Raw genomic sequence first — 18921 nt, 5'->3', positions numbered from 1 at the left:
TGAGCGCATTGCCCCCACTTCGTCCCGAAACCCGCATTGTGTGCATTGTGCTCACCGGCTGTGTCCGGGACCACGTACACTGCCTCTGTGCGATACTCCACCCGCGTACTGCTGCTGCAGCTGGCGACGGTTGTCGCGGTCGTGGCGGTGTGCGCCGGAGTGTTCTCCTGGATCACCTACGACCGGCTCCGTGACAGTGCCGCAGACAACGCCACATCCATCGCCCGCAGCATCGCCGCGGCGCCACAGGTCCGCGAGGCTGTCGCGGCGAGGACGGGACAGTCCGGCCGCTCCGACCCTGCCGATACCCCGTTGCAGGACTACGCCGCCGACGCAGCGGCCCGGACCGGAGCTCTCTTCGTCGTCGTCACCGATGCCCGGGGGATCCGGCTGGCCCACCCCGACCCGTCCCTGATCGGTGAGCGGGTCAGCACATCCCACGACGCCGCCCTGCGCGGTGAGGAAGTCACCGCCTGGGAATCAGGCACCCTGGGTACCTCGGTCCGCGCCAAGGTCCCCGTCTTCGCCCCGGGCACCGGACAGCCCGTGGGGGAGGTCAGTGTCGGATTCCGGCCGGCACACGTGTTCAGCGGTCTTCCGAAGCTTCTGGCCGCCGTCGGTGCCGCCGCCGCAGGGGCGGTCGTCCTCGGTCTCGCCGCGACGGTCCTGATGCGGCGCCGGTGGGAACATGTCACCCTGGGGCTCCAGCCCGAGGAGATGGCGGAACTCGTCCGCGCACAGGCTGCGGTGCTGGAAGGGGTCGACGACGGAGTCCTGTCCCTGGACAACGCTGCGGTGGTGCAGCTGGCCAACTCCAGGGCGGGGTCACTGCTGGGGGTGGAGGACGCCGTCGGCAGGAACTTCACTGACCTGGGACTTCCGGAGGACGCGGTCCGGGACCTTCTGGCCGGCCGTTCCCGCGACCAGGTGGTCGTGGGAGACAAGGTGCTCTACCTCGACGCCCACCCCGTGCACCGCCACGGGCGACCGCTCGGCACCGTCATCGTGGTGCGCGACCGTACCGACCTGACCGCCCTGAGCCGGCGCCTCGGGACAGTCCGCGCCCTCGGCGGGGCNGGACACGGAGATGGTCATCGGTTCACCTTCTGCTGCTTCTGGAGTGCGGTCATGATGACCAGGACAATGACGGCGACGGCCATGAGGAGGGTGGCGGCCGAATAGGCGCCGTAGACGTTGTGGTCGTCGATGTAGCGGGAGTGGACCAGCAGGGTGAGTGTCTGCCCGCCTCCGGCGAACCCGGAGGCGACCATGATCACGGCACCGAACTCCCCGAGGGACCGGGCGACGGTCAGTGCCACACCGTAGGACAGCCCCCACCGGATCGAGGGAAGGGTGATCCGCCGGAATGTCTGCCACCGGGACGCTCCCAGGGTGGCGGCTGCCCGGGGTCTTCGCCACGGAGACGAGCACAGAGACCACAGATGCCGTAGAGACCACAGTCACATTCAGGGACGACGCAGACGGAAGAGGGGAGCGGTAGTGGCGGCATCGGACAGGACCGGGACCGGGGGTACCTCAGCCTCCCCGCGCGGACACGGGGTCCTGGTGGTCGACGACGATTTCCGGGTGGCGCAGATCCACGCCGACGTGGTCTCCGCGACACCCGGGTTCGTGGTGCGCGGGACCGCGCGGTCAGTGGCGGAGGCCCGGGGAATGATCAGCGACCGGCGTCCTGACCTGCTGCTCGCCGACGTTTTCCTGCCGGACGGCGACGGTGTCGAGCTCGTGCGGTCCAGCGGACTGGACGCCTTCGTCCTCACTGCGGCGGTGGAACCGGCGACAGTGCGACGGGCGCTGTCAGCAGGGGTCCACGCCTACCTCGTCAAGCCGTTCACCCGTCAGGAACTCACCGGACGGTTGGAACGCTACGCACGCTACCGCAGGATCGTCGACACCCCGCACCCCCTGTCACAGCGTGACATCGACCGGGCTGTGGCCAGTCTCCACGGCAGCACCCGTCCGGTGACCACGGCCGCTTCCGCCACCGAGAAGCTGCTGCTGGACGCCCTGGGGGACAGGGAACTGTCCGCCACCGAACTGGCGGAGCTCACCGGGGTGTCGCGGGCGACCGCGCAGCGGCGTCTCGCCGCTCTGGCCGGGCGGGGAATCGTGGGAGTGCACCTGCGCTACGGCCGGTCGGGGCGTCCTGAACATCTCTATGCGAGGTCCACCGGGTCAGGGTGGTGAATCACGGTAATCTTTGCGGTGCTGCACAGCTGACCCCCGAACTGTGGCACGGTGGAGGGGCGGAGTCGTCAGTTCATGGCCCGCCTGTCATCCGTTTCCCACCGAGGAGAATGCCGTGCACCATCGAAAAGGTCGTCCAGTCCGTCTGTCCGCAGCCGCCTCCGTCGGCGTCCTCGGTGTGACTCTCGCACTGCTCACAGGATGCGACAGTGACGGTGCAGGGGTTGTCGGGGCGGACGGTAACGACGGGGACCACACCGACACCGCCCTGAGCACCTCCCTGACACAGGCCGCACCGCAGCCGACGACCGGCGGTTCGTCCACCGGGGGGCCCGCTACCGGAGCGGGAGCGGGCACAGGAGCGGAGGAGTCGGACGGGTCCCCGCACCCCACGTCCGGGGCCGCGGCACCGTCGACGACACAGACCGGGGACGCCCCGGCCCGGACGACCGTGTCCTACGGCAGCTACCAGGTGCCCCTCGGTGACGACACTCTTCTCTGTTCATTCGAACAGGACCCTGCCCAGGCCGGATACGCCTGGGCGTGTGAGGCACCGGTTCACGTGAACTGGCAGGCGACCGACGGCGGCGAAGCGAACTCCGTCGCCTACCGTCCGGGGGCGGACCCTGAGGTCTACGCCCTGCTCGGCAACTCCGGGATCTCCCCGCAGGACTCTCTCGCCGCGGGCACGGTGACCGGGGTCGGAGACCTGTACACCGTCGACACCACGGTCGCGGACACCGTGACCGTCACCGACACAGCCACGGGAGCCGTGGTCGACCTCACCGGCAACGGTTACACCCGGTCGTGAGACGACCGGGTGCGGGGGATCCCGTGGGACAGCTCAGAGGTGGGCCCGGCAGGGGGACGGGGCCGGGCGGGGGCGTCTAGCTCCGGTCACCCATCTGCTTCGCCATGTTCCGGGTGATGATCTTGTCGTCGAACTCCGGGACGAAGGTGGCGAAGATCATGCCGAGGATGAAGACCGCCGGTGCGGAGACCGCCATGACCACGGCCACTGTGGTGCTGCCGACCAGGACCGTGAAGTTCGTCAGGATGAAATAGAGGGCGGTGCCGAGTCCCAGGAGCGACAGCACCGGTGCGATCAGGCGCTTCCACGCGGAGACCTGGAGGGAAGGCCTGGCGTGGAACCATGCGATCACCGCGACGGAGACCAGAAGCATGAGGATGACGATTGTGAACGTCGCGAGCCCGGAGAACCAGGTGAAGATCTGGGTGACCGGGTCCATCCCCGCCAGGGCACAGACCACGACCAGGACTGCGATGGTCACTGTCTGCACGATCGAGGACATGCTGGGGGACTGGTAGGTCAGGTGCACAGCCCGCAGTGCCTTCGGCAGCCCCCGCTTGTGGGAGATGGCGTGCTGGTAACGGGTGAGTACGTTGTGGAAGGACAGGACACAGGCGAAAAGGCTGGTGAGCAGGAGGACCTGAACGACCGGGCCGGCCCACTGCCCGACATAGTTCCGCGCGGTGTTCGCGATCATGTTGTCAGGGTCGTTGACCGCTTCCTCGAGGACACTGTCGGTGCCCCAGGCCTCCACGACCGCCCACCCGGAGACGGTGTAGAAGATGCCGATCACGGCCACGGCGATGTAGGTCGCCCGGGGGATGGTCCTGTCGGGGTCCCTGGCCTCGGACCGGAACACGGTGGTCGCCTCGAAACCGATGAATCCGGCCATCGCCATCATCAGGCCGACCCCGAGGGACCCGGAGAAGATGTTCTCCGGCAGGAAGGGCTCGGCGTTGATCCCGTCGGCGCCGCCCCTGCCGACGACGAAGACGTCGATGAGGACGACGATCGCGATCTCCGCGATGAGGAGGACGCCGAGCGCGCGGGAGCTCAGCTCGATGTTGCGGTAGCCCAGGAAGCCGACCACGGCGGTGACGGCGAGGGCGAAGGCCCACCACGGGATGTGCACCAGCGGATCGACGAGGATGGAGAGCTGTTCGCCGAGGAATCCGTAGACGGCGAACTGGATGGCGGTGTAGGTCAGCAGGGCGAGGTAGGCGGTGCCCATCCCCAGTCGGCGTCCGAACGCCGTCTCCACGTAAGAGTAGAAGGCGCCGGGTTCGTCGATGAATTTCGCCATCGTGGTCAGACCCACGGAGAACAGGACAAGGATGACGGCGCTGACGGCGTACATGGCAGGGTAGCCGGGGCCGTTGCCGATGGACATGCCGATAGGCAGGGCACCGCCGATGACGGTCAACGGTGCTGCCGCGGCGATGACCATGAAGACGATCGACGCGGTGGTCAGGGTACCTCCCCGGAGGGTGTCACCTCCGGTGGAGACGGGTGGGGTGGCGGTGGGAGCGGACATGGCAGAACCTCTCAGTGCAGTGTGGCGGGGATGATGGCGGGGGAGGGTCCGCGGTCGGTGGTGGGGTAGTCGAAGGCGGAGGGTCGCACCGCGGATTCGCCGGTCACGGCGAGCTCGGCGGCGATCCGGCCGTAGACCGGCGCGAACTTCATGCCGTTGCCGCTCATTCCGGTGGCCACGGTGAGTGTGCCGTCGAATCCGGGGACGAGGCCCAGGACCGGGGCGTGGTCGACGGTGAAACCGTCGTGGTGCAGGCTGATGCGGACCGGGGCGTCCAACATGCCGTTGAAGAAGGTGGAGGTGCGCTCGGAGAACACCCGGGTGATCTCCTCGGGGAGGACGCCGGTGCGCAGTTCCTCGAGACCGTCGGGGGTGTCGGCGTCCCCGGCGAAGTCCCCGTGGGAGATCTTCACGCTGTACCCGTCAAGGGTCGGGGCACCGTAGCAGTGCCAGATCTCCCCGTTGTCCCTGACGATGTCCCGCATGAAGATCGGGAGGTTCTCGGGCAGGAAATCGGTGATGTCGAGGGGAAGGTACCAGGTCAGGGGAATAGTCTGCACACTGATGTGGTGGGCGAGACCGGGGAAGAGGTCGGCCGCCCAGGAGCCGTTGGCGACGATCACCTTCGACGCGGTGACCACACCCCGGTCCGTCCGGACGACTGTCGCCCCTGCCGGACCGGCCCCCGGTTCGACCGAGAGCACCCGGGTGTTGTCCCAGAGCCGGGCACCGGCGTCCAGAGCGAACTGCTGGGCGAAGGCCACGGCGAGCTCGGGGCGGATTCCGCCTCCGGCCGGGTCGAGGATCGCCGTGTCCGCGGCGGCGCCGGGAGCGGACGGTGCGAAGACCGGGAACCGTTCCGCCAGGGCTGCGGAATCCAGTACCTCGTGGTCGAGACCGAACTCCTCGATGACCTTCATCGTCTGCACCATGGTCGGGAAGTCGGCGGGGCCCACGGAGACGGCGCCGACGGGCAGGAAGATGTCGCGGCCGGAGCGGGCGTTCATCTCCAGCCACATTTCGCGGGCCCGCTGCACCAGCGGGATGTAGATTCCGCCTTCTTTGAGCGCGACGCGGAACAGGCGGGACTCCCCGGCGTAGGAGCCGCGGGTGTGTACCCGGGTGAAGCGCTCGATCCCGAGGACGGACGCCCCCGGTGCAATGTCGGTGAGCTGCCACAGTGCCATGGAGCCGATGGTTCCGCAGCCGACGACCACATAGTCGTAGTGGTTGCCGGGCTGGGCGTCGTGGCGGGTGGCGTCAGGTGTCGTCGGAGTGTTCATCACGCCATCTCCGGGGTGTCCCAGACGGGGAGGACGGTGCCGATGCCCTTCTCGCAGGCGTTGCGGTAGAGCACCGTGGCCCAGGCGACATCCTCGACAGGCATGCCGCCGACGGAGTAGATGACGATGTCGTCCTCACTGAGCCGGCCGGGCGTGTCCCCGTTGATGATGTCGGCGATGTCGCTCACCGCCCCCGGTTCCAGGACGCCGCGCTTCTCGAGTTCGAGGAACTTGTTGCCGATGATGCCCACTGTCTCGAAGGCGTCCTCACCGAACTCCTCATGCCAGCTCTCGTAGAGACTGCGGTTGTCCAGCACCAGACGGGCGGCGTCGGAGGCCAGCCATTCGTCGGGCATGTTCAGGCACGCCGGTGCAGAGACGAAGGCACCGGGGGAGAGCCACTCCGGATCGAGGACAGGGTAGTTGCCGGCCCCTGTGCCGGCGGTGGTGGTGTAGGCGATGACCTGGGAATCCCGGACCGCTTCCTCGGCGGTGTCGACGACCTCCACCGTGGTGAACTGGGGGAGGTTCCGGCGGACCCAGGTGACGAAACTGTCGATACCGGCCTGGCTGCGACCCTTGATCTTCACGGTGTCGAGGGTGGGGACGCCGGCGGCGAACGCCTCCAGGGCGGTCCTGCCCATCACCCCGGGGCCCACGACTGCGGCGACGGTGGCCCCGGCCGGTGCGAGGTGCCGGGCGCCGACCCCGGACACTGCGCCGGTGCGGTAGGAGGACAGCAGGTTCGCGTTCATGATCGCCAGCGGTGCACCGGTGTCGGCGTCGTTGAGGACGAAGGTGTGTATGGAACGTGGAAGGCCGCTGCGCCGGTTGTCGATGTTGGACCCGTACCACTTCACGCCGGCGGTGTGGAACTCTCCTCCGAGGTACGCGGGCATGGCCATGAACCGACGGTCGGGGCCGTTCTTGGGCATCCGCTCATGGGGCGACTCATCGGGGAAGAGGATCTCGGACCCGTGGGAGTTGTGGTTGGCTCCGCCCATCCGGTAGTCGTCCCTGCCGAGCAGGGCGAACATCTTCTCCATGGTGGCCACGCAGCCGGGCATGTCCCTGACCCCGGCGGCGACCATGTCCGGTTCGGAGAAGTAGCGGGTGACGAGCCGGGTACCGGACTCTGCAGGTGGTGTCTGTGCTGGAATCGTTGCTGTCATGACCGGTAGTCAACCGGTCACGTGTTTCGGGGGCGTTGCGCTGCAGTATCGTCTTTGTACAGATGGAGAAAAAACGGGTATGTGCTGCTCAGAGGCCACGCAGTCGGGTGAAGAATGCCTCCAGGGTCGCCAGCATCCGCTCCGTCCGTCCCTCGGGAAGGTCGAACGCGGCGGTGATCTGGGTGCCCATCAGGATGGTGAGGAGCTCGTCGAGGGCAGCGGTGGTGTCTGTGTCGGGAGGGATCTCCCCGTCCTCCACCGCCTCGGTGAGACGCAGTCGGAGGAACTCGCGCCATGACCCGAAACTGCGGGAGAACAGGTCAGCCTCGTCCCCGTGGTTCAGTGCCCGCTGCCAGAAGGCCAGAGCCACCCGGGCCTCCGCCCGGCGGACGTCGTCGAGGGGCATGATCTCCTCGGCGAGGGTCCGCAGCCCGGCCATTCCACGTTCGGTGGTGGACAGGGCGGCACGGATGTCGGTCGCCTCGACGACGTACCGGTAGGCTTCCGTGATCACCGAGTCCTTGCCCGGAAAGTAGTACCGCAGCAGCCCGTTGGAGTAGCCGGTGACCTCGGCGATCCTCCGGGTGGTCACCGCGTCGATCCCCTCGTCGGCGATGAGCCTCCAGACTGACCCTATGATCTCGTGGCGTCTCAGGTCATGGTCGACTCTTTTCGGCATGACCCAGGATTCTAGCCGGGGCCGCCGTCGTGCTCAGGCCCGGGGACGTACCGGGCGGGTGAGCGCAGGGGGGTCAGTCCTCGTAGATGACCCAGTCCGGGTTCGGGCGGACGATACTGCCCTCGGAGTCGTACTCGTAGAAACCGAGACCGTCGCCGACACCCGTATGGCCCTTGTCGATGCCCCTGGACTTGAGCTCGTCACCGAACTTGCGCAGGGGAGAGCCTTCCGGCTGCCGGGCCTGGATGATGTTGTACGCCACATTGAAGCCGACGATGTCGTAGATCTCGAACGGGCCCCTCGGCGAACCGGTGGAGACCTTCCAGTCCTCGTCGATGACCGACGGGTTGGCGGCCTTCTCCACGTAGAGGTTGCCGGCCGCGTTCAGCCAGGGGATGAGCAGGCTGTTGAGGAGGTAGCCGGGAATCTCCTTGTGGATGGGGAACGCCTGGAGGTTGATCTCGCGGGCAAACTCCACGGTCCGGGTGAACACTGCGGGGTCGGTCTGGGCGGTGGCCATGACCTCACCGGTGTTGGACTTCCAGACCATGTTCGCGAAGTGGAGGGCCAGGAACCGGTCGGGATGGCCGGTTGAGTCGGCGAAGTCGGAGGGACGCAGTGAGGAGGAGTTGGTCAGCAGGATGGTGTGCTCCGGAACGGCGGCACCGACGCCGGCCCAGACGGTCTTCTTCAGCTCGAGGTTCTCCGGTACGGCTTCGATGACGACATCGGCGGCCTTCACTGCCTCGGAGAGGTCGGTGGAGCCGGTGATGCGGGCGATCGCGGCGTCGAACTTCTCGTCGGAGAAGTCGGAGAGGTCACGGCTGTAGTGGCCGCGCATCCACTCCCACCGGTCCGGGAGCTTGTCGAGGAACTCCTGCTTGATGTCGTACGCGACGACGTTCTTGCCCGCGTAGGCGGCCTGCATGACGATCTGGGAGCCGAGAACGCCGGTTCCGAGGACTGTTACATTCTGAATTTCACTCATGAGGCCCGAGCGTACGCCCGTTCAGAGCCGGAGGACGGTCTTGCCCTTAGCGTGTCCTGACTCCACCCGTGCGACCGCGTCGGCGGCCCTGTCGAACGGTAGAGCGGCTGTGATCCGTGGGGCGAAAGTGCCGTCTGCGACGAGCCCCGCAAGCTCGCCGAACACCGCCCGGCTACGGCGCCTGGTCACCCCGCCGCCGACGGCAGGATCAGCTGTACTCCGCACAGGACCCGAGGTCAGGGTGAGTGCCTCTACGAGGACGCCACCTCCGACGAGATCGACGACGGCGTCCACCGGTCCGGCGTCCCGCACCTCCACCGCCCAGTTTCCGGAGGAGGAGACGTGGGTGGCACCGAGTCCTTCGACGAACCGGCGCTTGTCCTCCCCCGCCACCCCCGTCACACGCAGGTCCATGGCGCGGGCGAGCTGGACCACGCAGTGCCCCACCCCGCCTCCTGCGCCGAGTACGAGGACGCGCCCCCCGGTCGACAGACCGTCACGGCGCAGCTCGTTGAGGATGTCCCATGCGGTGCCGGCGGCGACCGGGATACACGCCGCCTCCTCGGGCGTGACTCCCTCCGGCAGAGGTGTGGCGCCCACGGCGTCGAGCAGGACCCTGCCCGCGAAAGCCCCGGTCCCGGTGGCCGTCGACCCGAACACGGTCATACCGTGCTCCAGGCCGGTCACCGGGTCGGCGGAGAGAACCGTTCCGGAGGCCTCGCGGCCCATCGCCATCGGGAAGTGGACCGGGAACCGGCCCCTGCGGGCCCCCGACCGGACCTTGATGTCCGCCGGATTGACGGAGGACGCCGTGGTGGATATCAGGACATGACCGTCGGGGACCGAGGCGGGGTCCGGGTCGGCGACGTCGAGGAAACCGGCGACTTCCGGGCCTCCGTACGACTCGAAACCGAAAATTCGCATGGGATCCAGGGTATCGCCGGTGCCGTCCGGGCGCGCGACGACGCAACCGGACCGGAGCTACCGGGCGGCGGGCTCCCCGGACGTGAGGGTGGTGCCGTCCACGGATTCACCGGTGGCACCCGTGGCACTGTCCGTCGCAGCGGCCGCCGCGGATTCGGTGGCGGAGGTGGTCGGCTGTCCTGCGCCCTTGTAGCCGGGGTCGGGGGAGACGGTGGTGATCTGGGAGGCGTCACTGTTCTTCTGGTGCGGCGGTGAGCATGCCGAGATACCCAGCGCCAGGATCACGGCGGCGGAAAGGGCGGCGGTACGGCTGATGCGGGTCATCTAACGTCTCCTGGTTCAGGGTGCTCGAGGTGCAGTTGTGGAACGTCACGTCACTTCGGTCCCATCCTAAATGCTCGGTACGCGGGAACGGAACGCGGATACCCGTTCGGGTGTGCGTCCCGCGTTACACTCGGGTAATGGCATCCCGAGACACAGGCCCGGACAAGGATCCGGGCGCAGACCAGTACACGGACCGGTACAGTGCCCCGGACGGTCCCCGCCCGCCCCAGTACCGGAGGGCAGGTACCGGCGGGACGGACGGTGCCACCGAGAGATTCGACCCACCGGACCAGCAGACCCGTCATTTCACTCCGGAAGCGTACGGTGCAGGGTCCTACGGTGACAGTCCCTACGGTGCGGGGTCCTACGGTGACGGTCGCTACGGCGCTGTGCCGCCGGAGGGGGCAGGCTACGGCAGCCCCGACTACGGCCGTCCCCCGTACACCCCGGTGGAGGCGGACACTCCTCCGACCCGTCGGAGCAGTACCGGCAAAGTGTGGACCTCCGTCATCCTGCTGCTGGCCGCAGGCGTCGCACTGCTGTTCTTCGTCCTGTGGATCAGCGACCGCGGGTCCGGTCCGACGGTGGAGACCACGGTCACCCGGACGGTCAGTCCTGAGGCCACACCGGGTCCGGCACCGTCGGACAGCAGTGACGAGCCCAGCCTGCAGCTTCCGACCGAGTTCCCCACCGAACTGCCGGACCTGTCCGAGCTGCCGACGAACCTGCCCTCACCGGAGGAACTCGACCGCCTGCGGTCGGAGTTTGATGACCGTGTCGACGGGCTCCTGAACGAGTTGAACGGTCTGACGGCGAACTGACGGGTACAACTGTCCACATGAGCAACCGTTCCGACGGCGGGAGCACGCCCGTCGACCGTCCACTGCAGGTGTACATCGGTACACACCCGCTTCCGCTGACCGCCGCCGCTCTCGAAGCGGAGGGCGCGGTCATCGTCGACGACATCGCGGACGCCGACGCCTTCATCTGTGTCGCCGTCCGCCCCGAGCGTTTCCCCGAGCTGCCGGACAGGGTGAAATGGGTACAGCTGTGCCAGGCCGGGATCGAAGGGTTCATCGGGGCCGGTCTGGTCACCGCAGGGCCCGCGGGCGACCGGCGCTGGTCGAACGCCTCGGGCGTGTACGGACGGCAGGTCGCGGAAGCTGCTGTGGGGCTGCTGTTGTCCGTCATCCACATGCACGTACGAATCGCACGGGCTGCGAGCTGGAAGGTGTGGCGGGACGTGGACGCCGGGACCCGATGGCTCGGGGGATCCACGGTCGTCATCGTCGGTGCCGGCGGCATCGGACGCCACCTGATCGACATGCTCACGCCTTTCGGTGCGGAGACTGTCGCGGTGAACCATTCCGGACGCCCCGTCGACGGAGCGGTCCAGACTCTGCCGTTCTCCCGTCTCGATGAGGCTCTCCCGCTGGCGGACCATGTCATTCTGTCTGCGCCCCTGACACCTGAGACCCGGGGGCTGATCAATGCCCGGACCCTGGCACTGTGCCGTCCCGGTGTGACCCTGGTCAATGTCGCGCGCGGTCCGGTGGTGGTCACCGATGATCTCGTGGACGCCCTGCGGTCGGGGCAGGTCTCCGGTGCAGGACTCGACGTCACCGATCCTGAGCCTCTCCCGGACGGACATCCGTTGTGGACCATGGACAATGTCACCGTGACCACCCACTCGGCGAACACGGTGTCGTCGATGGACGCTCAGCTGGTCGGGCCGACCGTGGAGAACTACCGGCGTCTCCTGCGGGGGGAGAGGATGCTGACGGAATTCGAGCCCGGATCCACCTACTGAGGTCACGCTGACCGGGGGTGGTGAATGTCCGGCACAGCGGTGGCAGCTCAGGCTACACTGCAGCCATGAGATTCCACCGGAAAACCACTGCCCTCGGTGTGCTGGCCGTCATGGCCACCGCCGTCGCTCCTGCCGTCGCCTCACCGGCGGCAGCCACCACCACCCACGGCGGAGCTCCCATAGTCATCACCACGGACAAGGGGGACCAGGGGCTGTGCACCCTGAATTCCGTCGCCCGACAGGGAGACACCTACTACGGCATCACCGCCGGTCACTGCCTCGACCCTGAGCACCTCGGCGGCAGGGCCGTCTCCGTCAACACGTTGTCCGGCGACCTGCTCGCGGACTCCGCCGACCTCAGGGACAGTGACTACGTCATGGAAGGGGACGCCAGCATCTACGCCCCGGACGCGGGACTCGACGATTTCGCGTGGTTCCGTCTCAACAGTTCAGTCGACCCGGATGACACGGGAATCAGCAGCCGTCCGAACACCGGCATCAGTGAGCTTGACGCCCTGTTCGCCGCCCCCCGGCTGGAGTCCGGTGACCCGGTCCCGGTGTCTCAGAACCTCGTCGGCACGATCGTGTGCAAGGACGGTGCGATGACCGGGCGCACCTGTGGCCCTGTCCTGTCGGTCAACACCACTTCCCAGGAAGTTTTCGCGCTGATACCCGCCATCGCCGGGGATTCGGGCAGCCCCCTCTACGTCTTCGGTGACGACGGCCGGGTGCATGTGGTGGGAACGCTCTCGAGCGGGTCGCCGGTGCTGTTCAACCTCTTCGACGGCACTCAGAGTCACATGGCGGCGGTGGGGAAGCCCGGCCCCCTCCCGCAGTCATAAGAAGACCGCAGCAGGCTGACAGTTTCCTGACAGAATCGGCCCGTATCTTCGGTGGTGTTCCCGTGATCGGCGGGAATTTCCGGACCCGAAGGGAACTCATATACGGCAGCTGCGCATTCTCCTCTTGAAACGTCAGCAGACCACCCCCGGCCACGTCAGGTGCCGGGGGTGTTCTGTGTCCGGTACACCGGACTGTCGGGATTGTCCCGGGTAACATCTCACCGACACCGTGATACGGGTTACACTATGAAGATATAAGTGATCTGCTGGTCGGCACCGGCCGGCCCGTACAGCAAGGAGCAGTGGATGGTTCAGCGTGTAGGCGTCATCGGAGCAGGCCAGATGGGTGGAGGCATCGCCGAGGTAGCGGCCCGCTCAGGCAGTGAGGTCCTGGTCTGGGAGACCGAGCAGAGGTTCCTCGACACGGGGAAGGCGAGGATCGAAAAGTCGCTTGCCAGGGCCGTCGACAGGGGAAAACTCACCGAGGAAGACAGGGACGCCGCCCTCGGTCGGCTGACATACACCACCGACCTCGCGGATTTCGCGGACCGTGAACTGGTGATGGAGGCCATCATCGAGAACGAAGACATCAAGAAGGACGTCTTCTCCAGGCTCGACGCCATTGTCGAGGACACGTCCGCTCCCCTGTGCTCCAACACCTCCTCGCTGCCGATCCAGTCGATCGCCTCGGCCACGAAACACCCGGAAAGGGTCATCGGCCTGCACTTCTTCAACCCGGTGCCGGTGCTCAGGCTTGTGGAGGTCATCCCCGCACTCACCACCTCGGACGCCACCGTGGAGACCGCCCGCACCTACGCCACCGAGGTTCTCGGCAAGACCGCGATCCTGGCGAAGGACCGGTCCGGATTCATCGTGAACTTCCTGCTGGTCCCGTACCTCCTTTCGGCGGTGCGGATGGTCGAACAGGGTGTGGCATCGAAGGAGGACATCGACACCGGCATGAAGCTCGGCGCGTCCCACCCCATGGGCCCGCTGACACTGGCGGACATGGTCGGCCTGGACACCTGCGCCTTCATCGCCGACGTCATGCACGAGGAGTACGGCGACCCCTCCTACGCATGTCCTCCGCTCCTCCGCCGGATGGTGCAGGCGGGACACCTGGGCAGGAAGACAGGCAGGGGTTTCTACGACTACACCCGGGATTCCGGCAACTGAGCCATATGCACCTGCCGGACAGTTCGGGTAGAAGTGGAGGAAGACTGCGCGACAGCGCGGCAGCAGTACCACAACGGTGCGGTACCGCCGGCGCAGACAGCATGACGCCGGCAGCCGGACCACCACAACCAGACCAGAACTATCAGGGAGTTGAGCGCCATGTCCGGAATTGACGACGCAAAGAACAAGGCTGAGGGGCTGGCAGGCCAGGCCAAGGAAGCCCTCGGTGACGCCACGGGCAACGAGTCACTGGAGAACGAGGGCCGGGCAGACCAGGTCAGGTCCGAGGTCAAGGAAAAGTTCGAGGAGATCAAGGACAAGGTCACGGACGCCGCGAACAGGATCATCGGTGGCGCCAAGGACTGATCAGGGTCTGATCAGGGTCTGAGCAGGCTCTGATCGGGGTCTGGGCAGGGTCAGGGCCTTACCTCGTCCCGCGGTGAACCCCCGTCGTCGACAGTCACGTCGTCGTCGGGGGTTGTCCCATGGAAACCGAAGCTACGCAGCCGCCGGCGGTCCTCCTCCGACGAACTGGCGGTGAGCCGGAGCAGCTCGGCGTAGATCCCTCCCGAGACCGCCAGCCGGGAAGGGGGACCGATTTCGTCGACACGTCCGCCGTCGACGGTGACGATCGTGTCCACTGTGGCGATGGTGGACAGCCGGTGGGCGATGACCAGGGTGGTCCGGCCGACCATCAGCTCTTCCAGCCCCTGCTGGACCGCCTGCTCCGAGCGCGTGTCCAGCGCGGACGTCGCCTCGTCGAGGACGAGGATCGGGGCGTCCTTCAGCATGGCCCGGGCGACGGCGATGCGTTGCTTCTGCCCGCCGGACAGGCGAAGTCCCCGCTCACCGATCAGAGTGTCGTAACCGTCGGCGAAGCCGCGGATGAACTCGTCGGCGTTGGCCCGGCGGGCCACCTCCCTGACCTCTTCGTCGGTGGCGTCAGGTCTGGCGTAGGCGATGTTCTCCCGTATGGTCCCGGAGAACAGGGACGGCTCCTGGAAGACCACGCCGACCATGCTCCGCAACTGGGCGGAGGTCAGGTCGGAGGTGTCGTGGCCGCAGATCCTCAGGTGCCCGCCGGTGGGCCGGTACAGTCCGAGCAGCAGGTTGACCAGGGTCGACTTCCCGCCACCCGACTCGCCGACGAGAGCGACCTTCTCATTGTGGTGGGCGGTGAAACTGACCTGGTGGATCACCTCGTCGGCGGCGTCGGAGGAGTCGTAGCCGAAGGACACCCGGTCGAAGTCGATCACCGGGGCGTCCGGTGACGTCGGTGCCGGGACAGCGACCGTGCCCGCAGGCTCCACCAGGTCCGGACCCGTCGGGGTCGCGGCGTCCAACAGAGCCGGATCCGAGGTCGGTTCCGGGGTCTCGTCCATAGCCTCGAAGTAGTCCCGGGACCCCGCGGCGGCCTTCTGAGCCGAATCCACCATCCAGCTCATCATCGACGCCGGCCCCCTCACCGTCGCCACGAGCTGGACCAGCAGCACCATGTCACCCAGGCTGAAATGTCCCTGCAGCGTGCGCAGGAAGAGCATCAGGTAGATCGCCAGAAAGATCACGTTCATCCCGCCGGTGCGCACCGTGTCCATGAGGTGCCACCACCGTGACTGTGACTTTGTCAGGTCCACGGTGTCGGCGAAATGCTCCTGGAAGTGACGCAGCTCCCGACGTTCGGTGACGAAGGACTTCACCACCTTCACCTGGCCGATGACCTCGGCGAAACGGCCCTGCGCGACATCGATGTGCCGGTTCTTGTCGACCTCCCACCTCATCCATCGCCGACTTGTCAGCGCCGTGAGCCACAGGTACAGGGGAAAGATGATGACGAGCAGGAGAGCCAGGGGGAGGTAGTACCAGGCGACTACGGCGAGCACCAGGACGACCGTCAGCAGCATCGAGAAGAAGTTGTTCGCGAAACTCTGGATGAACTGGGTCAGGCCGAGGATCGACCGGTCGAGCCGGGAGATGACGGTACCGGTCACCTGTCGGTCGAAATAGGTCTGCGGCAGTGAGAGCAGCCGTGCGAAGTACCTGTCCGACAGCAGCTGCCGCATCCGGACGCCCAGGACGTCACCGAACCAGCCGCCGATGTTGTGGACGACAGTGAAGGCCAGTTCCGTCGCGAACAGTCCGAGGGCGATGAGTACGACAGCCTTCGTCGCATCCGGGATGTCGCGTCCCCCGCCCGCGGCGTCCACGATCACATCCGTGGCAGCCTTGATGAGGAACGGTGACGCCAGTGTCAGCAGGGCGGTACCGGTGGACGCCACGACCACCATGACATAGTACGGCCACAGCTGCCGGGTCGAACGCAGGATACGGGTGAGACTGTTCACTTGTCTCCCGGACAGTTCTCGCCGCCGTGCAGGTCAGCCGAGCTGATGCGGTCCAGGGCCTCGTCGATGACCTCCCGTGAGGTGCCGAAGTTCAGCCGTGCATGACCGGCGCCCACAGTCCCGAAGTCCGTGCCTTCGTTGAGTGCCACCTTCGCGAAAGTGCGCAGACGCTCCGCCGGACGGGTGACGGTCCCGTCCGCACCGCGCAGCCGGTCGACCTCGGACAGGTCGAGCCAGGCGAGGAAGGTGGCCTCCTGGCGGGGCAGCCGCACCCCGGGCAGCACGCGGGGGAGCTGTTCAGCCAGGTACCCCCAGTTCGCGTGGAGATGGTCGACCTCCTCCAGCAGCCAGTCGTAACCGCTGGTGTACGCGGCGGTGGCCGCAGCCGTCCCGATGGTCGAGGCTTCCCCTGTCAGCAGGTTCGACAGGTGTCCGATGGTGCGGGCGTCCTCGGCGGAGGTGGAGATGATCTGCGCGCACTTCAGTCCCGCGGTGTTCCACCCCTTGGACGTGGCGGTGACGGTGACGGTGATCTCCGCCGCCGTGTCCGAGACAATCGCTGTGGGGATGTGGTGCCCCGAGAAGACCAGGGGTGCGTGGATCTCGTCGGAGATGATCCGGACACCGTGGGCGTCAGCCAACCTGACCACCGCGCGGAGTTCCTCGGCGGTGAACGCCCTGCCCAAGGGATTGAAGGGGTTGCACAGGACCATGGAGCCGACCCCATTCGGGTTGGCGTCGGAGGTGAAGGCCCGTTCCAGTGCGTCGAGGTCGAAGGTGTCGCCCTTCATCGGCACATAGATCACCGGGCGCCGTGTCGCCTGGGGAATCTTCTGGAAGGGAGGGTAGGCGGGCATCGGGATGACGATCGTCGACCCCTCACCGGTCAGTGCCTCGATCGCCACCATCACGCCCTTGACCACGTCAGGGCAGTATGTCACGGCAGCGGGGTCGATCCCCCACCCGTGACGACGCTCGACGAAGGACGCCACCGCCTCGGCGAGGTCCCGGGACGCCGGCCCCGCCACCGGATATCCGAAGTACTCCCGGTCCACGGCGTCCTGCACCGCCGCGGCGACGGCGGGGCAGGTCCCGAAGTCAGTTTCAGCGACCCAGAGGGGCAGGACGTCGGCAGGGTAGCGCGTCCACTTCATCGTGCCGCGGGCACGCAGGGTCTCCAGGGAAGGGAAGGTGAGAGTCATGCGGTTCAGTGTAGGGCCGGGCCCGACAACCGGGCGAGTGACGGTCACCCGGTCACAGTGGCAGCAGGGTCCGGACAGTGCGGAGGATGTCCCGACCGGTCGTGGAGGGACCACCGGTCAGGTCGAAGATGCGTGAGATCCGCCCCTCCGCCCACCGCGGCCACCCCGGCTCCCGGCCGTGGGCGAAGGACACGATCTCCGAGCGCAGCTCCCTTCCCAGCCCTTCCAGACGGTGCGGGGCGTCAGGCCCGCAGAATCTCCGCACCAGTGGGGGGTCGACACCGACGGTGCCGAACAGTACGGGGAGTTCACCGCAGTGGAGAGCGTCGATCCGCTGCCCGTCGGCCAGCTCCCCGCCCCGGAACTCACAGGCCCAGACATCACGGCCGGGAGCGGCCTCGAGCAGTCCAGAGGCCCACCGTCGGACCATCGTGTCGCCGACGGTCCGTCCCAACGGGCGGTCACCGTCGACCTGACGGCACCATGCCGCGAGACTGCCCGGAGGGACCCCCAGCGCCAGCATCCCCGGGGCCAGAACCCCGGCGGGGAGACCGGAACGGTGCAGCCACCGGTCCGTCCCGGCCACCCCGGGGAAGCGGACCAGTTCATCCTCCATGGTCGAGACCAGCAGAGGGACGTCACGCAGCCGGTGCAGGTCGACCGGTCCCGGCCCGAGGGCGCAGTCGGTGGCGTAGACGCCGGCGAGCAGCCGGTACGCCCGCCGCAGCCGGTCCTCGCCGAGATCGCTGACCCGTTCCAGGGTGAGGGGACCGCCCGGAGCCAAAGGGGCTGCCCCGGGCGTTGGCCCCGGGGGTAACCGGGGGGCCCTTGTCGCCCCCCGGGAACCCCGGGACCCCCCCGGTCTTTTATCCACATCAGAATGTGAAAAAGAAAAAGGCCGGGCCGCCCGCCGCAGCCGGTCCTCGCCGAGATCGCTGACCCGTTCCAGGGTGAGGGGACCGCCGAGACCCGCCGCCGTGACCGCCCGGCGCAGCCTCCAGCCGTTGCGCGGCCGGATCCTCGGCAGTCCCGGAGACAGGACCACGGCCCGGTGGAACAGGGCGTCCGCACGGCGTTCGGTGAGCAGCTGCATGATCAGCCCGCCGCCGGCGGACTGGCCCGCCAGGGTGACATTGTCCGGGTCACCGCCCACGGCGGACACGGCGTCCTGCACCCACCGCAGAGCGTGGACGAGGTCATCCACCCCCCGGAAAGCGCCGGGGGTGTCCCCGTCCAGGGGGATGAAACCCTCGAGACACTTCCGGTAGTTCAGGGTCACCACGACGCACCCCGCTGACGCCAGGACCGACCCGTCGTAGAATCCGTCGTCACCGTGGCCCTCCTCGAAACGGCCCCCGTGGATCCACGCGATGACGGGACAGGACGCCACCTCCGCCCCCTCCGGGGCGAAGACGGAGACGGTGGTGGCCGTTCGCAGACCCCGGCGGCGGGAGGAGTCGGAGCAGTCCAGCACCCCCTGCCAGGACTCCGGCGGTGCCGGCGGGGCGAACCCCGGACTGTGCGCCACAGGCACAGCGCGGAACACGTGGACGCCACCGCGGCGGGTGCCGGAGACGGTGCCGTGCGGGGTGGTGAACAGCGGTGCCCGGGAGTCGGTCATGCGGA

General features: G+C 67.5%; 18 protein-coding genes and 1 pseudogene. 8 read left to right on the top strand and 11 right to left on the bottom strand.

Translation table 11 applies throughout. The features are described 5' to 3' along the window. The first annotated feature begins 60 nt into the window (after positions 1-60). Positions 61-1182, top strand: a complete 1122-nt coding sequence (locus BN3906_RS13125; RefSeq protein WP_436834818.1) for a sensor histidine kinase — start codon at positions 61-63, stop codon at positions 1180-1182. Here BN3906_RS13125 and BN3906_RS13120 read toward each other — a convergent pair. Further along, positions 1092-1406 (bottom strand): annotated as a pseudogene (locus tag BN3906_RS13120) (ABC transporter permease subunit); the annotation flags it as partial. The gene BN3906_RS13125 and the pseudogene BN3906_RS13120 sit on opposite strands and share 91 nt — an antisense overlap. A 94-nt stretch (positions 1407-1500) precedes the next feature. Here BN3906_RS13120 and BN3906_RS13115 point away from each other — a divergent pair. After that, complete coding sequence (locus BN3906_RS13115) at positions 1501-2208, top strand: response regulator (RefSeq protein WP_066589290.1); 708 nt, start codon at positions 1501-1503, stop codon at positions 2206-2208. A 115-nt stretch (positions 2209-2323) separates the two neighbouring features. Further along, positions 2324-3019 (top strand): hypothetical protein, encoded by a 696-nt coding sequence (locus BN3906_RS13110; RefSeq protein WP_066589288.1) that lies wholly within the window; start codon positions 2324-2326, stop codon positions 3017-3019. 76 nt (positions 3020-3095) lie between these two features. Here the strand turns inward: BN3906_RS13110 and BN3906_RS13105 are convergent, their stop codons facing one another. The 7 genes from BN3906_RS13105 to BN3906_RS13075 all read right to left on the bottom strand — a co-directional run bounded on the left by BN3906_RS13105 (position 3096) and on the right by BN3906_RS13075 (position 9923). Beyond that, entirely contained in the window at positions 3096-4553 is a 1458-nt protein-coding gene (locus tag BN3906_RS13105) for an APC family permease (protein WP_066589283.1), read from the bottom strand. Between the two features lie 11 nt (positions 4554-4564). Beyond that, entirely contained in the window at positions 4565-5836 is a 1272-nt protein-coding gene (locus tag BN3906_RS13100; protein ID WP_078057452.1) for an FAD-dependent oxidoreductase, read from the bottom strand. Further along, the gene (locus BN3906_RS13095; protein ID WP_066589279.1) at positions 5836-7008 is read right to left on the bottom strand and encodes a tyramine oxidase subunit B; all 1173 of its coding nucleotides are present in this window, start codon (positions 7006-7008) and stop codon (positions 5836-5838) included. The genes BN3906_RS13100 and BN3906_RS13095 overlap by 1 nt, the downstream gene beginning before the upstream one ends. A gap of 88 nt (positions 7009-7096) precedes the next feature. Further along, the gene (locus BN3906_RS13090; protein ID WP_066589275.1) at positions 7097-7687 is read right to left on the bottom strand and encodes a TetR/AcrR family transcriptional regulator; all 591 of its coding nucleotides are present in this window, start codon (positions 7685-7687) and stop codon (positions 7097-7099) included. 73 nt (positions 7688-7760) lie between these two features. Continuing rightward, positions 7761-8675 carry a 3-hydroxyacyl-CoA dehydrogenase gene (locus tag BN3906_RS13085; RefSeq protein ID WP_066589272.1) on the bottom strand — a complete coding sequence of 305 codons (915 nt, stop codon included), beginning with the start codon at positions 8673-8675 and terminating at the stop codon, positions 7761-7763. 21 nt (positions 8676-8696) lie between these two features. Next, positions 8697-9599 carry an NADP-dependent oxidoreductase gene (locus tag BN3906_RS13080; protein WP_066589269.1) on the bottom strand — a complete coding sequence of 301 codons (903 nt, stop codon included), beginning with the start codon at positions 9597-9599 and terminating at the stop codon, positions 8697-8699. A 57-nt stretch (positions 9600-9656) separates the two neighbouring features. Continuing rightward, on the bottom strand, positions 9657-9923 hold the full coding sequence (locus BN3906_RS13075; RefSeq protein WP_066589266.1) for a hypothetical protein: 267 nt from the start codon (positions 9921-9923) through the stop codon (positions 9657-9659). Positions 9924-10060: 137 nt separating this feature from the next. Between BN3906_RS13075 and BN3906_RS13070 the strand changes: the two genes are divergently transcribed. From BN3906_RS13070 to BN3906_RS13050, 5 genes are all read left to right on the top strand, one after another. Beyond that, complete coding sequence (locus tag BN3906_RS13070) at positions 10061-10744, top strand: hypothetical protein (protein WP_066589263.1); 684 nt, start codon at positions 10061-10063, stop codon at positions 10742-10744. Between the two features lie 17 nt (positions 10745-10761). Then, complete coding sequence (locus BN3906_RS13065; protein ID WP_130839038.1) at positions 10762-11733, top strand: D-isomer specific 2-hydroxyacid dehydrogenase family protein; 972 nt, start codon at positions 10762-10764, stop codon at positions 11731-11733. 65 nt (positions 11734-11798) lie between these two features. Continuing rightward, the gene (locus BN3906_RS13060; RefSeq protein WP_066590031.1) at positions 11799-12575 is read left to right on the top strand and encodes a chymotrypsin family serine protease; all 777 of its coding nucleotides are present in this window, start codon (positions 11799-11801) and stop codon (positions 12573-12575) included. A gap of 306 nt (positions 12576-12881) precedes the next feature. Continuing rightward, positions 12882-13751 (top strand): 3-hydroxybutyryl-CoA dehydrogenase, encoded by an 870-nt coding sequence (locus BN3906_RS13055; RefSeq protein WP_066590029.1) that lies wholly within the window; start codon positions 12882-12884, stop codon positions 13749-13751. A 168-nt stretch (positions 13752-13919) separates the two neighbouring features. Then, positions 13920-14117 carry a CsbD family protein gene (locus BN3906_RS13050; protein ID WP_110482552.1) on the top strand — a complete coding sequence of 66 codons (198 nt, stop codon included), beginning with the start codon at positions 13920-13922 and terminating at the stop codon, positions 14115-14117. Between the two features lie 50 nt (positions 14118-14167). Here BN3906_RS13050 and BN3906_RS13045 read toward each other — a convergent pair whose 3' ends face one another. Genes BN3906_RS13045 through BN3906_RS15275 form a run of 3 tightly spaced genes read right to left on the bottom strand, consistent with a single transcriptional unit; the run spans position 14168 to position 18916 of the window. Beyond that, entirely contained in the window at positions 14168-16093 is a 1926-nt protein-coding gene (locus BN3906_RS13045) for an ABC transporter ATP-binding protein (protein WP_187119937.1), read from the bottom strand. Then, entirely contained in the window at positions 16090-17295 is a 1206-nt protein-coding gene (locus tag BN3906_RS13040; protein ID WP_066589260.1) for a MalY/PatB family protein, read from the bottom strand. The genes BN3906_RS13045 and BN3906_RS13040 overlap by 4 nt, the downstream gene beginning before the upstream one ends. A gap of 52 nt (positions 17296-17347) precedes the next feature. Continuing rightward, positions 17348-18916 carry a carboxylesterase family protein gene (locus BN3906_RS15275; RefSeq protein ID WP_066589257.1) on the bottom strand — a complete coding sequence of 523 codons (1569 nt, stop codon included), beginning with the start codon at positions 18914-18916 and terminating at the stop codon, positions 17348-17350. Positions 18917-18921: the final 5 nt, after the last annotated feature.

Origin of the sequence: Corynebacterium provencense, assembly GCA_900049755.1 — a bacterium.
Classification (GTDB): Bacteria; Actinomycetota; Actinomycetes; order Mycobacteriales; family Mycobacteriaceae; genus Corynebacterium; species Corynebacterium neomassiliense.
Note: the sequence above shows the minus strand (reverse complement) of the source record. Positions and strands in the feature narration are given on the sequence as shown.